This window comes from Nocardia colli (assembly GCF_008704205.1).
GTDB classification, from domain to species: Bacteria; Actinomycetota; Actinomycetes; order Mycobacteriales; family Mycobacteriaceae; genus Nocardia; species Nocardia colli.
This window is the reverse complement of sequence record NZ_VXLC01000037.1, coordinates 22,684-39,252: the sequence shown is the minus strand read 5'-3', so window position 1 is coordinate 39,252 and position 16,569 is coordinate 22,684. Positions and strand designations below refer to the sequence as shown.

The 16,569-nt window shown below is 67.6% G+C and carries 17 protein-coding genes; 10 read left to right on the top strand and 7 right to left on the bottom strand.

The genetic code is table 11. The features are described from left to right. Positions 1-6: 6 nt before the first annotated feature. Both F3087_RS42445 and F3087_RS42440 read right to left on the bottom strand, forming a co-directional pair. Positions 7-1,614, bottom strand: coding sequence for a peptide ABC transporter substrate-binding protein (locus F3087_RS42445; RefSeq protein WP_223885775.1), 1,608 nt, complete (start codon positions 1,612-1,614; stop codon positions 7-9). A gap of 115 nt (positions 1,615-1,729) precedes the next feature. Further along, a complete protein-coding gene (locus F3087_RS42440) occupies positions 1,730-2,665 on the bottom strand; it encodes a LysR family transcriptional regulator (protein ID WP_150407855.1) in 936 nt (311 codons plus the stop codon). A 116-nt stretch (positions 2,666-2,781) separates the two neighbouring features. On the opposite strand from F3087_RS42440, the gene F3087_RS42435 reads away from it, so the two are divergent. The 3 genes from F3087_RS42435 to F3087_RS42425 all read left to right on the top strand — a co-directional run bounded on the left by F3087_RS42435 (position 2,782) and on the right by F3087_RS42425 (position 4,973). Continuing rightward, complete coding sequence (locus F3087_RS42435; protein ID WP_150407854.1) at positions 2,782-3,600, top strand: inositol monophosphatase family protein; 819 nt, start codon at positions 2,782-2,784, stop codon at positions 3,598-3,600. A gap of 41 nt (positions 3,601-3,641) precedes the next feature. Next, the gene (locus F3087_RS42430) at positions 3,642-4,247 is read left to right on the top strand and encodes an NADPH-dependent F420 reductase (RefSeq protein ID WP_150407853.1); all 606 of its coding nucleotides are present in this window, start codon (positions 3,642-3,644) and stop codon (positions 4,245-4,247) included. Positions 4,248-4,418: 171 nt separating this feature from the next. After that, positions 4,419-4,973 (top strand): hypothetical protein, encoded by a 555-nt coding sequence (locus F3087_RS42425; RefSeq protein WP_150407852.1) that lies wholly within the window; start codon positions 4,419-4,421, stop codon positions 4,971-4,973. 44 nt (positions 4,974-5,017) lie between these two features. Here F3087_RS42425 and F3087_RS42420 read toward each other — a convergent pair whose 3' ends face one another. Together F3087_RS42420 and F3087_RS42415 are read right to left on the bottom strand one after the other, a co-directional pair. Next, positions 5,018-5,773, bottom strand: a complete 756-nt coding sequence (locus tag F3087_RS42420) for a helix-turn-helix domain-containing protein (RefSeq protein WP_150407851.1) — start codon at positions 5,771-5,773, stop codon at positions 5,018-5,020. 18 nt (positions 5,774-5,791) lie between these two features. Beyond that, positions 5,792-6,154, bottom strand: coding sequence for a cupin domain-containing protein (locus tag F3087_RS42415; protein ID WP_150407850.1), 363 nt, complete (start codon positions 6,152-6,154; stop codon positions 5,792-5,794). Between the two features lie 93 nt (positions 6,155-6,247). Between F3087_RS42415 and F3087_RS42410 the strand changes: the two genes are divergently transcribed. The 7 genes from F3087_RS42410 (at position 6,248) to F3087_RS42380 (ending at position 13,985) form a co-directional block, all read left to right on the top strand. Further along, positions 6,248-7,174, top strand: a complete 927-nt coding sequence (locus F3087_RS42410; protein ID WP_150407849.1) for a BadF/BadG/BcrA/BcrD ATPase family protein — start codon at positions 6,248-6,250, stop codon at positions 7,172-7,174. Positions 7,175-7,247: 73 nt separating this feature from the next. Continuing rightward, positions 7,248-8,777 (top strand): sodium:solute symporter, encoded by a 1,530-nt coding sequence (locus F3087_RS42405; protein ID WP_150407848.1) that lies wholly within the window; start codon positions 7,248-7,250, stop codon positions 8,775-8,777. Beyond that, on the top strand, positions 8,777-9,949 hold the full coding sequence (locus F3087_RS42400; RefSeq protein ID WP_150407847.1) for an anhydro-N-acetylmuramic acid kinase: 1,173 nt from the start codon (positions 8,777-8,779) through the stop codon (positions 9,947-9,949). Before F3087_RS42405 ends, F3087_RS42400 begins: the two co-directional genes overlap by 1 nt. Further along, on the top strand, positions 9,936-10,811 hold the full coding sequence (locus F3087_RS42395; protein WP_150407846.1) for a MurR/RpiR family transcriptional regulator: 876 nt from the start codon (positions 9,936-9,938) through the stop codon (positions 10,809-10,811). The genes F3087_RS42400 and F3087_RS42395 overlap by 14 nt, the downstream gene beginning before the upstream one ends. Positions 10,812-10,941: 130 nt before the next feature. Further along, positions 10,942-11,844, top strand: coding sequence for an N-acetylmuramic acid 6-phosphate etherase (gene murQ / locus F3087_RS42390; RefSeq protein WP_150407845.1), 903 nt, complete (start codon positions 10,942-10,944; stop codon positions 11,842-11,844). Positions 11,845-11,906: 62 nt separating this feature from the next. After that, positions 11,907-12,470, top strand: a complete 564-nt coding sequence (locus F3087_RS42385; RefSeq protein WP_150407844.1) for a phospholipase D-like domain-containing protein — start codon at positions 11,907-11,909, stop codon at positions 12,468-12,470. Positions 12,471-12,503: 33 nt separating this feature from the next. After that, positions 12,504-13,985, top strand: a complete 1,482-nt coding sequence (locus F3087_RS42380) for an alpha/beta hydrolase (RefSeq protein WP_150407843.1) — start codon at positions 12,504-12,506, stop codon at positions 13,983-13,985. Here the strand turns inward: F3087_RS42380 and F3087_RS42375 are convergent. The 3 genes from F3087_RS42375 to F3087_RS42365 all read right to left on the bottom strand — a co-directional run bounded on the left by F3087_RS42375 (position 13,982) and on the right by F3087_RS42365 (position 16,551). Then, a complete protein-coding gene (locus F3087_RS42375; protein WP_150407842.1) occupies positions 13,982-14,857 on the bottom strand; it encodes an alpha/beta fold hydrolase in 876 nt (291 codons plus the stop codon). The two genes, F3087_RS42380 and F3087_RS42375, sit on opposite strands and share 4 nt — an antisense overlap. 137 nt (positions 14,858-14,994) lie before the next feature. After that, the gene (locus tag F3087_RS42370; protein ID WP_150407841.1) at positions 14,995-15,477 is read right to left on the bottom strand and encodes a hypothetical protein; all 483 of its coding nucleotides are present in this window, start codon (positions 15,475-15,477) and stop codon (positions 14,995-14,997) included. A gap of 105 nt (positions 15,478-15,582) precedes the next feature. Beyond that, positions 15,583-16,551 (bottom strand): DNA polymerase domain-containing protein, encoded by a 969-nt coding sequence (locus F3087_RS42365; RefSeq protein ID WP_150407840.1) that lies wholly within the window; start codon positions 16,549-16,551, stop codon positions 15,583-15,585. Between the last annotated feature and the right edge of the window lie 18 nt (positions 16,552-16,569).

The following is a 16,569-nucleotide window of genomic DNA, read 5'->3' as shown; positions in this document are numbered from 1 at the left end:
CCGCGATCACTTCTCGATATTCTCGAAATCGAACTGGCCGTTCCAGGTCAATTCGCCCTTTTTCACCTTCTCGCCCAGCCCCGCGGTGGCGATGAAATCGATCACCGGGATGTCGGCCATGTCCCGGAACAGCAGGCCTTGCGCCTGCCCGACCAGCTTGTAGGACTCCTCCAGCGACGGCGCGGCCAGCGCGGCGTCGATCAGCTTGTCGAACTCGGGGTTCGCGTAGTCGACGTTGTTGGTCCCGGCGCCGGTGTAGTACAACGCGGTGAGGAACTGGAGCATCGTCGGGTAGTCGCCCTGCCAGCCGTAGCGGAACGCCTTACCGATGGTCCGCGCGGTGATCGCGGTCCGGATGTCCTTGAACGTCGGGTACGGCGCGCCGATCGCCTCGATGCCGAGGGTGTTCTTGATGCTGTTGGCCACCGCCTCGATCCAGGCCTGGTGCCCGCCGTCGGAGTTGTAGGCGATCTCGTACCGACCCGACCAGGGCGAGATCGCGTCGGCCTGCGCCCACACCTTCTTGGCCTCTTCCGGGTTGAACTTCAATACCTCGGCGCCGGGCAGATCCGCCTTGAAGCCCGGCAGCGTGATCGCGGTGAAGTCCTTCGACGGCACCCTGGTGCCGTGGAAGATGTTCTCGCAGATCTGTTCCCGGTTGATCGCCATCGAGAGCGCCTTGCGCCGCAGCACGCCCTCGGCGCCGGCGAAGTGCGGGATGTTGGTCTGACTGCTGATGTGCTGGTTCTGCGCGGTCGGCTTGGTGATCGCCCGGTCGCCGAGGTCCTTCTTGTAGGACGACACCGCGCTGTCCGGGATCGTGTCGAGCGCGTCCAGGTTGCCGGCCAGCAGATCCGCGTACGCCGTGTCGAACGACTGGTACATGGTGAACCGCAGGCCCTTGTTCTTGGCCGGGCGCGCGCCCTTGTAGTCCGGGTTGGGCACCAGATCGACCTTGACGTTGTGCTCCCACGCGCCGGTCCGCGCCAGCTTGTACGGGCCGTTGCCGATCGGGTTCTCGCCGAACGCCTTGATGTCCTTGAACGCGGCCTCGGGCAGCGGATAGAACGGGGTGAAGCCGAGCGCGAGTTCGAAGTCGATCGACGGGCTCTTCAGCGCGATGGTGAAGGTGCGGTCGTCGACCACCTTCAGCCCCGACATCGTCTGTGCCGTCGGCTTTTCCGCCGCCACCTCGTCGTAGCCGACGATGTTGGAGAAGACGTAGCCCTGCAACTGCGTGTTGCTGCCGAGCGCCGCGTAGTTCCACGCGTCGACGTAGGACTTCGAGGTCACCGCGGTGCCGTCGGTGAACTTCCAGTCCGGCTTGAGCGTGATCTTGTAGTTCTTCCGGTCCGACGACTCGATCGACTGCGCCATGTCGTCGTGGGCGACGCCGTCGGCGTCGTAGTACTTCAGCCCGGCGAAGAGCCGGTCGACGATGCGGCTGCCGTTGTTGTCGTTGTTGTTGGCCGGCAGCAGCGGGTTCTGCGGCTCGGTGATATTGGTCGTGACGATGCTCGCGTCGGTGCTGTCATCGGACGAACACCCGGCCAGGCCCAGGCTCGTGGCCAGTAACACCGCCGCCGTCAACGCACCAGCTCTTGTGAATCTCACTGCGTTCTCCCCAGATAGAGAAGGGGCAGAACCCGCGACATGCGTGAGGTCACCAGCGCGTGCCGACAAGATCTGCCTTGATTTCCTCGGACAGTAGCGATTCCGCCGAGCGCTGTCATGAGATCGACGGCTCCGGGCCGGTGTCGGCTTTGTCCGGACCGGTGATGGCCGCGTGGATGGCGGTGCGAATCCGCTCGCGCAGCCAGCTGTGCGCCCGGTCGCCGTCGTAGCGCTGGTGCCAGGCCGCGATCACCGGAATCGAGATCGGGTCGAGCGGCAGCGGCGCCAGGCGCAGGCCGAGATCGGTGGCCATCGCGCCGGTCATGCGTTCCGGAATGGTGGCGACCAGGTCGCCGCGCGCGACGAACCGCAGGGCCGCCGTGACGGTCGGCACGGTGGCGACGACCCGGCGGGACAGCCCGCGCGCGTGCAGGAGGTCGTCGATCGGATCGTGCAGGCGGCCGCGCCTGGATACCGTGATGTGTTCCGCCGCAACGTAATCCTCGATAGCGAAGGGCTGCGCCGGATGGTCCGCGGGCACGGCGACCACGAGCCGGTCACTGGCCATGATCTCGTGCCGGATGTCGGCCGACGCAGGCGGATTCGAACCGATCTCGAGATCGACGTGACCGTGCCGCAGTTCGTCGGTGTCGGCGTCCGCCTCGGCCAGCAGGCGCAGCCGGACGCCGGGCGCTTGCGCGCGGACCGCGGCGAGCAGGTCGGGCCCGATCGTATTGACCACGGCGTCATGCCATTTCAGCGTGAACGTCCGTTCGAGCGTGGCCAGGTCGAGATCGTGTTCGGCGGACAGCACCAACTGCGCCTGCTGCACCAGCGCGTGCACCTGTTCGCGGACCGCGAGCGCGCGCGGCGTCGGCGTCATCGTCCGTCCGGTGCGGACCAGGATCTCGTCGCCCATCACCCGGCGGATCCGGCCGAGCGCCCGGCTCACCGCGGGCGCGGTGAGATGCAGCCGATCCGCCGCGCCGGCCACGCTGCCCTCCTCGAGCAGCGCGTCCAGCGCGGTCAGCAGGTTCAAATCCAATTGCATGTGGGTAATTCTATTACTTACTGGAATGCATTTGACGACAACGGTCCAGGTTTCTAGCGTTGAGGCAGCAACTCACGAAAACACTTATCCCGATATCTCTTTCGAACAGGATCATCATGTCGAACTTGCTGAACGCCACCGTCGAAGCGGACCTCGAACTGCTGCCCGCGGTGGTATCCACGGTGCGCTCCGCCGGGGCCCACCTGCGCGAACGTTTCGTGCCACGGACCGAGCTGGACAGCCTCGACGCCGTGGTCACCGCGATCCACGCCGCCGACGCGGAATCCCTCCGGTACCTGCGCGAACCGCTGCTGGCGGCCCGGCCGGGCTCCGGGTGGATCGATGACGAACAGTCCGCGGGCGACCTGCCGGCCGGCGAATGGTGGGTCGCCGACGCGGTCGAGGGCAACATCAACTACATCCACGGCATGGCCGACTGGGCGGTGACCGCCACCCTCGTCCGCGACAACCAGCCGGTCCTGACCGCGGTGTACCTGCCGCTGCTGGACGAGACCTTCACCGCGGTGCGCGGCGGCGGCGCCTTCCGCAACGGAGTCGCGATGCACGCCTCGGCCAAGACGAACCTCGACGCCGCCCTCGTCGGCACCGGGCAGGCGAAGCCGGGCGAGGACCGAAATACGTTCCGCCGCATCGGCGAATCGGTCGCCGCCATGCTCGACGCCGCGCTCGTCACCAAGGTCTCGGTGCCGTCGACCCTGCAGTTGATCCAGATCGCCGCCGGACGCTCGGATGTGTTCTGGCAGTTCAGCGATGTCCGGTCGGGCTTGGTGGCCGGTGCGCTGTTGATCGGCGAGGCGGGCGGCATCGTCACCGACATCCTCGGCGCCCCATGGCAACTGGGCAGCCAGGACTTCCTCGCGGCCGCCCCCGGAGTGCACGCGGCGGCGCAACGGGTGCTCGCCGAAATCCGTTGATCACCGAAACCTTTTGTCCCACAAGCACTGAGGAAGACACCATGAGCACCATCGGAATCCTGGGCTCCGGCCGCGTAGCGAGCGCGCTGGCCAACAAACTGGCCACCGCCGGACACGAGGTCACCCTCGGAACCAGAAACCCCGCCGCGTTGAATTGGACCGGCGCACCGGTCACCATCGCCGACTACGAGTCGGCGGCGCGCACCGCACAGATCGTCATCAACGCCACTCCCGGCGACGGCGCGCTCGAACGACTCGGCGCGCTCGCCGCGGCACTGGACGGCAAGCTCCTCATCGATGTCTCGAACCCGCACAGCCCCAGCGGATCCGAACCCAGCCTCGCCGAGCGACTCCAATCCGCGCTGCCGGGAACCCGCGTGGTGAAGACGCTCAACACCATGTTCTTTACAGTGATGACCGATCCGCACAGTCTGCGCATCCCACCCACCGCATTCCTGTCCGGTAACGACGATTCGGCGAAAGCAGTGGTCACCGCACTACTCGCCGACCTTGGCTGGCCCGCCGACTGGATCGAAGACCTCGGCGACATCACCACCGCCCGCGGCCCGGAAGCCCTGATGCTGCTTGTCCCCTCGCTGATTCGAAATCGGGGATTCGTCCCATTCGCGCTCACCGTCGCGGCCTGAATACCTTGCGCCGTGGTGAATTACGACAGCCAATTTCGCCGGAATTCGTTGCGCGGAATTCGCGGAATCGATCACTCGATGCGGGTCGCGGAGTGAGAATGGAAGTGGCCTGATCCGGCTTCACGGGGACGTATCGGCTGTCGTGGCCGACCGAACATGTGGGGAAACACGATGAAAGTCAAAGGATTTGCCACCGCCCTTCTCGCAGTAGGGGCCACCGGAATCACTGCGGGCGTGGTCAACGCCCAACCAGTAATCGAGCCATCGGCCGAGGTCAGCGTGCACAGCGTCGATCACGGAATCGGATACACCACGGCGACGGACGGGCGCGGGGTGATCACCACCATCGACGCGGGTGCCTTCGCCCTGACCAGCGACGCCGCCGCGGTCACGCTCACCGATCACGCGGGCAATGTCATCGCGACATTACCCACGTCCATCACCGCCAACGGCCAAACCTTCGGCCTGCGGCCACAAATCAGCGACACCGGGCGCACCCTGACCATGACCCCCGTCAGCGCCCCGGAAATCAGTTCACACCTGGCCCAACTCGTCGATCAGCAGGATGACACGATCGCCCGCAAGCAGTACAACGCGGGCATCGGCGCCTTGATCGGGGCCGGCATCGGCGCGGTGATCGGCTTCTTCCTCGGCGGCGTCGGCGCGCTGGTCACCATTCCGATCGGCGCGGGCATCGGCGCCCTGATCGGTTACTCCACACCGTGATTCGCTGAACCTCGGCTGGCGCGGGCACCCGCAGACTGCCCGCGTCAGCCGAGCAGCGCCGCCGGGGTGCGCCCGGTGAAGCTCAGCACATCGCGATGCAGGTGCGACTGATCCGCGTATCCGCACGCGAAGGCGACCTCGGCGGTGTCCGCGCCCGCGGTCAGCCCGGCGACCGCGTGATCGAAGCGGACCAGCATCGCCGCGCGCTTGGGCGTCAGGCCGAGTTGCGCGGAAAACCTGGCCCACAACCGTTTTCGGCTCCATCCGCAGTCGGCGGCCAGTTCGCCGATCCGGACCAGGCCGCGGCTCGCGACGATCCGGTCCCAGCTGATCGCCACCTCCGGATCCACTTCGGCCACACCGAATCTGCGCACCAGGAACGCGTCGGTCAACGCGAACGCCTCGGACCACGTTGTGCTGGCGGCCAATTGCTCGCGCAACCGCCGCGCATCGCCGCCGCACACCTCGTCCAGATCGACCACCGCGTCGTCGAGATCCGACAGCGCGACGCCGAGCAGCGAATACGCCGCCACCGGCGACAATTGCAGCTCGACACATTGGACCCGCTCGCCTCGGATGCGTGCCGCACCGGGCGACAGCCCCGCGACCAGACTCCCCAGCACTCGCTCGGTCGAACCCTCGACGGTCAGCCCGTCGCCGAACTCGATCACCACGATCACCACCGGTCGCGGGATCACCCGCAGGTCCAAGCCGACCCCGCCCCGATCGCGAAACCCGAGTACTTCGACGCCGTCGATCCGCTGCCCCGCGACCGAGCGCACCGCCTCCCAGTCGCTCATCTGCCCAGGCTACGACCTTCAGGCGCCGGTCCGCACGCGCGGATCGACCGCGGTGGATTCCTCGGTCGCGCCCGGCGTGAAGAACATCTCGACCAGGTCGCGCACCTCGGTGTGCCGGTGCCAGTGCCCCTTCGGCACGATCGCGAACTGGCCTGCGGTGAGTGGGATGCGATGGCTGTCGATGTCGGTGAGGATCTCCACGGTGACGCTGCCGTCGAGCACCATCAGCAGTTCATCGGTGTCCGGATGCAACTCCCAGTCGGAACTGGCCAGGTCGCTGCCGTGGAAGACGGCGAACGACGCGCCGTTGAAGCCGGCGAACTCGTGGAAGTCGAACAGGTCGAGGCGCTTCGCGATGGCGAGCGGGTCATAACTGTGCATGCCCACACTGTCGCCGTCTTCCCCAGTTCCGTCTTGAACGAATGTTCCCGGCGTAGGACACCGGAACGCGGGCAACCGCGCGAGGATGGTCGGATGACCGACCACGTTCTCGCGATCGACCTCGGTAAAACCGGCTGCCGGGGTTCCCTTCGGCTCGACGGACGCGAGACGCGATCCGCCGACGGGCCAGGGGCGCCCGGGCTGGCCAATGCGGGCGGTGTCGCGGCGGCGGACCGGGCGATCCGCGTCGTCGTCGATCGACTCGCGCTGTCCGGGACCACGTTCACGCTGTTCGTCGGGGCCGCGGGCGCTGCCGCCGCGCCGGACGCGGCGGAGCTGCTCGCGCGGCAACTGGCCGATATCCCCGGCGCGCAATCGGTTGCCGTCACCTCCGACGCGGTCACCGCGCACGCCGGAGCGCTCGGCGGCGCACCGGGCGTGGTCCTGGCCGCCGGGACCGGGGCCGTGGCCACCGCGGTCGACTCAGCGGGACGGTTCACCAGGACCGATGGCTGGGGTCCGCTGCTCGGCGACGAGGGCGGCGGCGCGTGGATCGGGACCGAGGGCCTGCGCGCCGCACTGCGCTGCTTCGACGGCCGCGGCACACACACCGAACTCGCCGAGAAAGCCGTCGAGCAGTACGGGGTACAGCTCGATGAATTGCCGAAACACCTTGGCCAGCATGAGAATCCGGCCCTGCTCGCGGCGCGCTTCGCCCCGGTCGTCGCCGCGTCCGCCGCGACCGACGACACCGCGGCCGCCATCATGACCGCCGCGGGGCGCGCCCTCGCGCGCACCGTCCTCGCCACGATCGACCGCTCCGGCATCACCCCGCCGGTCCCCTACGCGATCACCGGCGGGCTGGCCAACCTCGGACCGGCGCTGCTCGATCCGCTGGACGCGGCAATAGGCCAGGTCATCGATCGCCGGACCGCGCTCGGCGGGCCGATCGACGGTGCCGCGTTACTGGCCGTCGACCCCACCACGGTGCTGGAAACGTTAGTGGTGCGAATCACGTGACACTCATTGACAGAACTTACATCGACCCTGACACTTACTTTCAATCCGCCAGTCGCGTTACCGAGGAGCTGCGATGAACGCACTCAACGTCGCCGTCATCGTCGTCTACCTCGTCGTTGTCGCATGGATCGGCCTGCGCCTTTCCGGCAAGCAGAAGTCGAGCAACGACTACTTCGTCGGCGAGGGCAAGATGCCGTGGTGGACGGTGTGCTTCTCCGTCGTGGCCACCGAGACCAGCGTGCTCACGGTCATCTCGGTGCCCGGCGGCGCGTACACCGACCAGGCGTTCGGCAATGTCGAGCTGGCCATCGGCTACATCATCGGCCGCACCATAGTGGCCACCGCGCTCATCCCGCTGTACAAGCGCGGCGGGTTCGTCAGCGCCTACCAGTATCTCGAGTTGCGCTTCGGGCGCTACCTGCAAGGCGTCGCGTCGGTGACGTTCGTGTTCACCCGGCTGCTGGCCGAGGGCGTGCGCCTGTTCGCCTCGGCCATCCCGATCAAGCTGCTGCTCGCCGAGTTCGGCCTCGATCTCGGCTACGACATCATCATCATCGTGCTGACGCTGCTGACCGTCGTCTACACCTACCTCGGCGGCATCAAGGCGGTCATCTGGACCGACGCGTTGCAGATGGGCCTGTACCTGTCCGGCGCGATCATCGCGATCGGCGTGCTCACCGGTCACGTCGGGGCCAAGGGCTGGTCGGACGCGCTGCACAACGGCAAGTTCCACATCTTCGATACCGACTTCGGCCTGGCCCACGTGCTCACCAGCACGTTCGCCCTGCCGACGGCGATCATCGGCGGCGCGATCTTCGCGATGGCCTCGCACGGCTCGGATCAGCTGATCGTGCAGCGCATTCTGTCCACCCGATCGTTGCGCGACAGCCAGAAGGCGATGATCGGCTCCGGCATCTTCGTCGCCATCCAGTTCGCCGCGTTCTCGCTGGTCGGCGCGCTGCTGTGGTCCTACAACGGCGGCAAGTCGCCGAAGGAACTCGGCCTGGCCACCTCGGACAACCTGTACCCGAACTTCATCCTGCACGGGTTGCCGGTGGTGATCTCCGGGCTGCTGGTGGCCGGCATCCTGGGCGCCGCCATGGGATCGCTGTCCTCGGCGCTGAACTCGATGGCCAACTCGACCGTCGCCGACATCATCCGCAGCTTCTCCCGCCGGGAGATCTCCGACGACGCGCTGCTAAAGCTGGCCCGCTACATGACCCTGGTCTGGGCGGTGCTGATGGCGCTGTTCGCCATGGGCTTCAGCGCGACGACCGGCAACGTCTACCTGACCGCGCTGACCATCGCCGGGTACACCTACGGCGCGTTGCTCGGCGCGTTCCTGCTCGGGCGACTCATCAAGCGCGCCAACCAGTTCGACGCGGTGCTGGCGTTCGTGGTCACGGTGATCGTGATGACCGTCATCGTCCGGGTGATCAAGATCGACGTGACCGTCGCGGGCAAGGTGACCGAGAAAGGCATCGCCGCACAGTGGCTGGTGCCGATCGGCGTACTGGTCACGCTGGTCGTCGGCGGGGTGTCCAGCTTCTTCCATCCGGCGCCCGAGCCGATTCCGGCCGAGCCGGTCGAGGCGGTGGCCTAGTGCGCGTCATCGGATTGATGTCCGGCACGTCGCACGACGCGATCGATGCGGTCGGCGCGGATATTCAGCTGCGGGACAGCACTATTCATGTCGAGGTGGTCGGTCAGCTGAGCCGGGCCTACCCGGATCCGTTGCGCGCCGAACTCATCGCCGCGCTGCCGCCGGGCCGGATCGACATGGCGGCGGTGTGCCGGCTCGATACCGCGATCGGGCAGGAATTCGCGGCGGCCGCCGAGGCCGCGGCACGCGAGTTGTTCGACGGCACAGCCGATCTCGTCGCGTCGCACGGTCAGACGGTGTACCACTGGGTGGCCGACGGAAAGACCTACGGCACACTGCAACTCGGCCAACCGGCCTGGATCGCCGAACTGACCGGGCTCCCGGTGGTCAGCGACTTCCGTTCGCGCGACATCGCCGCGGGCGGGCAGGGCGCCCCGCTGGTCGCGCTGTTCGACCTGCTGTGGCTCGCCGGACGCCCCGGCCGTTCGGCCGCGTTGAACATCGGCGGCATCGCCAACGCGACCGTCACCGGCGACTCCCCCGTCGCCTTCGATACCGGCCCCGGCAACACGCTGATCGATGCGGCCGTCGAACTGGCGACCGGCGGCGCGGAGCATTTCGACCGGGACGGCGTGCGCGCGGCCCGCGCAACGGTGCACGAGCCGCTGCTGAAAGCGCTTCTCGGCGATAGCTACTACTCCGCGCCGCCACCGAAAACGACCGGCAAAGAGCTGTTCAACCGCGCTTATATCGAACGGGTGTTGCCGGACTACCGGTTGCCCGCTGACGATATCGTCGCCACCATGACCGCGCTGACCGCTCATACGATCGCCGACGCACTGGCCCCCTTCGAGCCGGACGAAGTCATCGCCTCCGGCGGCGGGACCCGAAATCCGACGCTGATGAGCATGCTCGGCGCGCGATTGGGTACCGCGACCCTATGCACCTCCGACGAGCTCGGGTTGCCCTCGGCCGCCAAGGAAGCCGCGGCGTTCGCCGTGCTCGGCTTCCTCACCGTGCACGGGCTCGCGGGTAGCGATGCGGGGTGCACCGGCGCGACCAAAGCGTCGGTCCTCGGCTCGATCACGCCGGGTGCCGGGCGGCTCACACTGCCCGAATCCCCCACCGCGGCACCGCGACAGCTGAGGCTGGTGAGCCATGTCCGAGGGTGACGACGTACGCACGCGGCTGCTCGGGGCGATCCCGCGGCTCACACCGACCGGACTGCGGGTGGCCCAGGTCATTCGCGACGATCCCGCCGCCGCAGCGCAATTGACCGTCAGCGAGCTGGCCGAGCGCGCCTCGACCAGCACGTCCGCGGTGGTCCGGCTGTCCAAAGCCCTTGGCTACGAGGGCTATCCGCAGTTGCGGCTGGCTCTGGCGGCGACCAGCAAGGACGACGGTTCGCCGGTCTTCGCCACCGACATCGACGCCGACGACCCGCTGTCGAAGGTGCTGCACAAGCTCACCGCGTTCGAAACAGAGGGCATGGTGGCGACCGCCGACCTGGCCGATCCGGCGACGATGGCCGCGGTGGTCGACGCCCTGGTCCGCGCCCGGCGGGTGGAACTCATCGGGATCGGCGCGTCCGGGCTGGTCGCGATGGACATGGCGCAGAAGCTGACCCGAATCGGAATGTGGTGCAACGCTTGCACTTCCGAGGACGACGCGCTGGTCCAGGCCAGCCTGCTCGAGGCCGGCGACGTGATCATCGCGTTCTCCCACTCCGGCGAGACCGCCGCGATCATCGACGCCGTCGACCGGGCCGTCGGCAGGCAGACGACAACCGTCGCCGTCACCGCGGGCGCGCAGTCCAGGCTCGCCCGGGCGGCCGCGCACACGGTGCTGGTGGCCGGGCGCGAGGACGGATTCCGTTCGGCCGCAATGGCCAGCCGGATGAGCCAGCTGCTCATCGTCGACGCGCTCTACATCGGCGTCCTGCAACGCACACCATCGGCCGCCGTCGCATTGCGCCGAACTTATGACGCTGTCGCGGATCGACGGATCTCCCGCGGCGCACGAAAGGCACCGTGACCACTGCATTCTCGTTCGACCGGCGTTCCTGTACGGCTACAGGAGGCGAAGTGAATGAGCGTCAGCGAATGAACCAAAGACACAGCGCGCCGTCGGGCATGACGGAGCCGAGCGCCAGCGAGGTGGAGTCATGAGCGACATCGGCACTTTGACCACCGAGGAAGCGAATCCGCGGACCGCCGCGCTCGACTCCATGTCGGTCGATGAGTTGTTGCGCACCATGAACTCCGAGGACGCGGGGGTGGCTTCGGCGGTGGCGCAGGCGATCCCGGAGATCGCCAGGGCGGTCGAGCTGATCGTCGCCGCGCGCAGGCACGGCGGCCGCTTGATCTACGTCGGCGCGGGCACCAGCGGCCGGCTCGGCGTGCTGGACGCGGTCGAGTGCCCGCCGACCTTCGGCACCGCGCCGGACGAGGTGATCGGGCTCATCGCGGGCGGCTCGGTCGCGTTCGCGCACGCGGTCGAGGGCGCCGAGGACGACCCGTCCCGCGCGGTCGACGATCTGACCCGCATCGACTTGACCGCCGACGACGTGATCGTCGCGCTGGCCGCGAGCGGACGCACCCCCTACGCGATCGGCGCGTTGCAGCACGGCCGGTCCATCGGCGCCGCCACCGTCGGCGTCTCCTGCAATCGCAACGCCGAGTTGAGCCGCTACGCCGACGTCGGCATCGAAATCGAAACGGGCCCCGAGGTTTTGACCGGGTCCACCCGGTTGAAGGCGGGCACGGCGCAGAAGATGGTCTGCAACATGCTCTCGACCGCGACCATGGTGCAGTCCGGCAAGGTCTACGGCAACCGCATGGTGGACGTGAAGGTGACCAACGCCAAGCTCGTCGACCGGGCCCGGCGCATCATCGCCGACGCCACCGGCGTGGACCTGGTCATCGCGGCCGCGCTGCTGGACGCCGCCGACGGACATCCGAAGACCGCCATCGTCATGCAGCTGGCCGGCGTCGACGTGGCGGCGGCCCGGCGGCTGCTGGCCGGCACCGACGGTTTCGTCCGCGCCGCCGTTCGAGGCGAAGGCTAGAACAGCAGCAACTTGCCCGCCGCCTCCGGCTCCGCGCCCGTCCGCGCCGGTACGGTGCAGCCATGCCCTTCGTGATCGATGGTCCGATGACGTGCTACCTGATGCCCGACGACCACGCGGAAGCCGAGCAACGGTTCCTGGAGCTGGTCGCGGCGCCGGGCGAAACCTGGCTCATCGCCTACGGTTTCACCCTCACCGATGCCGCCGACAACCTGATCGCCGCGCACCGGCGCGGCGTCCCGCTGCATATCTACCTGGATCACACCCAGTCCTCCGGCAAGACGCAGAAGCCGATCGTGCAGCGCCTCGTCGACGCCGGCGTCGAGGTCACCATCGGCACCAGCACCAGTGGCCGAAAATACATCTGCCACACCAAGGGTCTGGTTGTGGACACGCCCAGCGGCCCGCAATGCTGGGAGGGTTCGGTCAACTTCAGCACCACCGGCTGGTTACAGGTCAACACCGCGATGAACTTCGGCGCGCAGATCTGGCGCGACCACTTCGTCGCCCAGTTCAACACCCTGCGCCACTACGCCTGGACCGAAGAACGCGAAATCCAGCTCATGCCCGCCCCACCGGTCGATTTCAGCGACGAGTCCCTCCCCATGCTTCCCCTCTCCGTCTGAGCGCGGCACAATATTCTCGGAGGGGGTTCCGGGATGGGGATCAAGAACGCGGCACGTCTGACGCTCTGCGCGCTGGCTGCCGTCGCTTACTGCACCGGCTGCGGCTCCGACGAGAAGGACGAGGCCCGGCCCATCGACTGGGGCGCTTGCCCACCGAGGTACAGCGCCGCTGTGCAGTGCGCGATCGTCGACGTGCCACTCGACTGGAACGACCCGGGCGGCAAGAAGATTCGGCTCGGCATCAACCGGCTGCCCGCGACCGACCAGGCCCGGAAGATCGGCGACCTGGTCTTCAACCCCGGCGGCCCGGGTATCGCGGGCACCGAATACGTGGCGGCCGAAGCCGCCCACCCCGGTGTGTTTCCGGCGAGCATCCGGCAGCGCTTCGACCTCATCGGTTACGACCCGCGCGGCGTCGGCGCCAGCCGACCGGCCATCGGCTGCGATTCGACCTTCCCTCACCATCTGAACCAATTTCCGAGCAGTCAAAAGGAATTCGACGATCTGCGGGAAGCGAACAGAGCATTCGGCATATCGTGCTGGCAAAAGACCGGTGACCTGCTCGAACATGTCGACACCGGGCAGGTCGCCCGCGATCTCGAGGCGCTACGCCAACGGCTCGGCGGGGCGCCACTGAACTATCTCGGCCTGTCCTACGGCACCGCGATCGGCGCGGAGTACGCCCGCCTGTTCCCGGACAAGAGCCGCACCCTGGCCTTGGACAGCGCCCTCGTCCATTCGCAACCGGCCGGCACCATGAGCTACGACGAATCCGTCGCCTTCGAGGACAGCTGGAACCGCTTCGCGCAATGGTGCCGAACCACCGCCGAATGCGTTCTGCGCGAACAGGATCCCACCAAGATTCTGGACGATCTGATCACCCGGGCCGAGCATCAGCTGATTCCCGCGCCGAACTGCCGGCCCGCCGACGCGTGCCGCCACGTGGCCGACGCCGTGGACCTGCTGACCAACCTCCAGGCGCAACTGATGTTCCCGGACCCCCTCCCCGGCGAGGGCTTCGAGGGTTGGCCCGGCCTGGCCAGGCTGCTCGACCAAGCCCGCAACGGTGACGCCAGCGGCCTGGCCGCGGAAGTGCACAACTATGCCGACCTGGCCGTCGGATGCGCGGACTCGCGGGCCGAGTTCGACACCTATCCGGCGTTGAAGACCCAGCAGACCCTGCTGGCCACCGTCGCACCGCACACCCGCGGCATCAGCCAGTCCTACAGCTACATCACCCGTTGCCAGGGCTGGCCGACCGAATTCACCAATCCCCCAAGGGAAACCAGCGCCGAACCGACCATCGCCCCGCTGATCGTCAACGCGACCCATGATCCGTCGACGCCGTACAGCTGGGCAAAACTCCTGTCGACCCAGATCCGCGGCGCCGTCCTGCTGACCCGGGACGGTGACGGGCACACGTCCTTCTTCCGCCCGGGCCGCACGCAGGACGCCATCGCCCGCTATCTCCTCGACGGCACCGCACCGGCCGCCGGTCTGGTGCTACCGGACTAGTCCTTCGGCCAGTGCCGATCCAGGAAGTCGGCGATGAGGGGGGCGATGTCGGGCAGGTTTTCCTCGAGGGCGAAGTGGCCGGTGTCGAAGATGTGCAGTTCGGCGTCGGGGACGTCGTAGAGGTAGGCGTGTGCGCCGGGTTCCGGGAAGAAGGGGTCGTTGCGGCCCCAGATGATCAGGGTCGGCGGGGTCGCGGTGCGTAGCCATTCCTGCCACTGCGGGTACTGCGCGACGTTGGAGTGGTAGTCGAAGGCGAGGGCCACTTGGGCTTCCTTGCGGCCGGGTAGGTCGAGGAAGTGCTGGTCGAGGGTCCAGCCGTCGGGTGCGAGCAGGTCGGGGTCGAAGACGCCGTGTTCGTACTGGCCGCGGGTGCCGGGGAGGGTGAGCAGGTCGCGGATCGCGGGCTCGGCCTCCGGCTGGTCCGGGCGCAGTGCGACGAAGTCACGAGCACCGTCGGAAAGCCCGTCCTCGTACGCGTTTCCGTTCTGGATCACCAGGCCCGCGACCCATTCGGGGTGCCGGGTCGCGATGCGGAAGCCGACCGGCGCGCCGAAGTCGAAGGCGTACAGGAAGAACCGGGTGAGCTCCAACTGCTCCAGGAAGCCTTCGACGATGTCGGCCAGCCGCTCGAAGGAGTAGGTGAAGGAGTCGGGCGCTTCGGTGTGCCCGAAGCCCGGATAGTCGGGCGCGATGAGCCGGTAGCTGCCACCGAGCGCGTCGATCAGCCGGCGGAACTGGTGCGACGCCGACGGGAAACCGTGCAGCAGCAACAGCACCGGCGCGTCGTCGGGTCCGGCCTGCCGGTAGAACACCCGGACGCCGTCGACCTCGACGAACCTGTGCTCGACCCGAGGTAAGTCATTAACCGGCATCGCTGCCCCTATCTCCCGATGGCTCACAGCCGGCGCCGCAGCGCTGGCGTTGGTGAAACCTCCGGAGATACCCGGACATTCCCGAGGCCCCAGCCACCTCGATGTCGCACGCCGGCTGGGGCCGATCGCCGAAGCGGTTACCGCGCCGACGAACCCATCGCGACCCGATTCAGGGTGAACGTGCCCAGATCGGTCTTCTTGTGGTCGGTGGTCGTATTGACGACGCTGGCGGTAAAGCTGGTCGGCACGTTGTTCGCGTCGCAGGTCACCGTCGAGACGATGGCGTCCACGGTGCTGCCGTCACCGATGTACTGCGTTCCGCTCCATTTCGTCAGCACATTCTTCGCGTCCGTCGTGAATTGGCCGAGCCAGACCACCGGCTCCGTCCCCGCCCTGGTGTACTTCGTCTCCCCGAAACCGATGTGACCATTGAATCCGGTCACCAGCGTATTGCCCTCGCCCCCTTTCCAACCCCCGTCATAAGCGTTGCGATCCGAGACCGCGGTGCAGGTTGCCGCATTGGCCGCGGGGGTGACCCCGACCAGCATTGCCACGCCGAACACACCCGCGAACACCAGCACCGAGCCCTTGCCGGACCTCAGAATATTTCCAGGTAGCACTGTTTCGAATCCTTCCATTTCCGGTGGTCGATATAGGCGACCAGCCAGTATGGCAAGGGAATTCATGTTTTCCGCAGCGGGCACGCGGACCGGATAACCAGCGATTTATGATTCCGGTTCCGGATTTTCCCGCCGCGCCCGCGCCCGGCGTTTACCCTCGTGCATTGCTTGGACGCGGGCAATCGGAATGGTGTGCCCTTCGGCAACCAGATCAGCGGGCAGATCCTGCGGCTCGGGCATTTCCTCGGTCCATGGATCACGGCCGCCCAATTGATCGACGGCGGTGCGCACGGTGAAATCCTTGGGCGTGATGTTGTCGAGGTCGCTCCAGGCGACCGGGAAGGACACCGTGGTACCCGGCCGGATCCGGGGACTGTAGACGGCGGCCACGGTCGCACCGCCCGCCCGGGTGGAATCGAGGAAGACGCGACCGCCCCGGTCCTCGACGATGAAGGCGGTGGTGGCGAGGTCCGGGTCGAGCCGCTCGGCGCGGGCGGCGATCGCACGGGTCGCCGCCGCCACGTCATCGATCGCGAGGCCGGGCCGCAGCGGCACGAACACGTGCACGCCCTTCGCCCCACTGGTTTTCACCGCACCGGCGAGTCCGTCGCCGGCCAGCGCCTCGCGGATCAGCTTCGCGGCCAGCACCGCCTGCCGGAACGGCTGATCCGGCGGCGGGTCGAGGTCGAGGATCAGATGCGTCGGACCCTGGCTGCGATCGGCGAGCAGCAGCGTCGGGTGGTATTCGACCGCGCGCTGATTGCCGAACCACAGCAGCGTGCGCACGTCGTCGCACAGCGCGTACGTCACCTCGCGGTGCGAACTCTCGGCCCACACCGTCACCCGGTGCATCCAGTCCGGCGTGAACTTGGGCAGGTTCTTCTGCATGAACGGCTGCTGCCCCGGCCGGACCCGGAGCACCGAGAGCGGCCGGTCGCGCAGGTGCCGCACCATCCGGTCGCCGACCGCCTCGAGGTAGTCGACCAGATCGCGCTTGGTCGCCTCGGCGCCGTCGAACAACGGCTTGTCGAGATTGGTCAGCGTCACCCCGGCGCGGACCTCTGCACTGCCCATCGGCTCACCTTGCCCGCC

Bases quoted from the DNA above. Each gene is read 5' to 3' on its own strand.
- F3087_RS42440 (WP_150407855.1), bottom strand. From the start codon at position 2,665: ATGCAATTGGATTTGAACCTGCTGACCGCGCTGGACGCGCTGCTCGAG.
- F3087_RS42435 (WP_150407854.1), top strand. From the start codon at position 2,782: ATGTCGAACTTGCTGAACGCCACCGTCGAAGCGGACCTCGAACTGCTG.
- F3087_RS42430 (WP_150407853.1), top strand. From the start codon at position 3,642: ATGAGCACCATCGGAATCCTGGGCTCCGGCCGCGTAGCGAGCGCGCTG.
- F3087_RS42425 (WP_150407852.1), top strand. From the start codon at position 4,419: ATGAAAGTCAAAGGATTTGCCACCGCCCTTCTCGCAGTAGGGGCCACC.
- F3087_RS42420 (WP_150407851.1), bottom strand. From the start codon at position 5,773: ATGAGCGACTGGGAGGCGGTGCGCTCGGTCGCGGGGCAGCGGATCGAC.
- F3087_RS42415 (WP_150407850.1), bottom strand. From the start codon at position 6,154: ATGCACAGTTATGACCCGCTCGCCATCGCGAAGCGCCTCGACCTGTTC.
- F3087_RS42410 (WP_150407849.1), top strand. From the start codon at position 6,248: ATGACCGACCACGTTCTCGCGATCGACCTCGGTAAAACCGGCTGCCGG.
- F3087_RS42405 (WP_150407848.1), top strand. From the start codon at position 7,248: ATGAACGCACTCAACGTCGCCGTCATCGTCGTCTACCTCGTCGTTGTC.
- F3087_RS42395 (WP_150407846.1), top strand. From the start codon at position 9,936: ATGTCCGAGGGTGACGACGTACGCACGCGGCTGCTCGGGGCGATCCCG.
- murQ (WP_150407845.1), top strand. From the start codon at position 10,942: ATGAGCGACATCGGCACTTTGACCACCGAGGAAGCGAATCCGCGGACC.
- F3087_RS42385 (WP_150407844.1), top strand. From the start codon at position 11,907: ATGCCCTTCGTGATCGATGGTCCGATGACGTGCTACCTGATGCCCGAC.
- F3087_RS42380 (WP_150407843.1), top strand. From the start codon at position 12,504: ATGGGGATCAAGAACGCGGCACGTCTGACGCTCTGCGCGCTGGCTGCC.
- F3087_RS42375 (WP_150407842.1), bottom strand. From the start codon at position 14,857: ATGCCGGTTAATGACTTACCTCGGGTCGAGCACAGGTTCGTCGAGGTC.
- F3087_RS42365 (WP_150407840.1), bottom strand. From the start codon at position 16,551: ATGGGCAGTGCAGAGGTCCGCGCCGGGGTGACGCTGACCAATCTCGAC.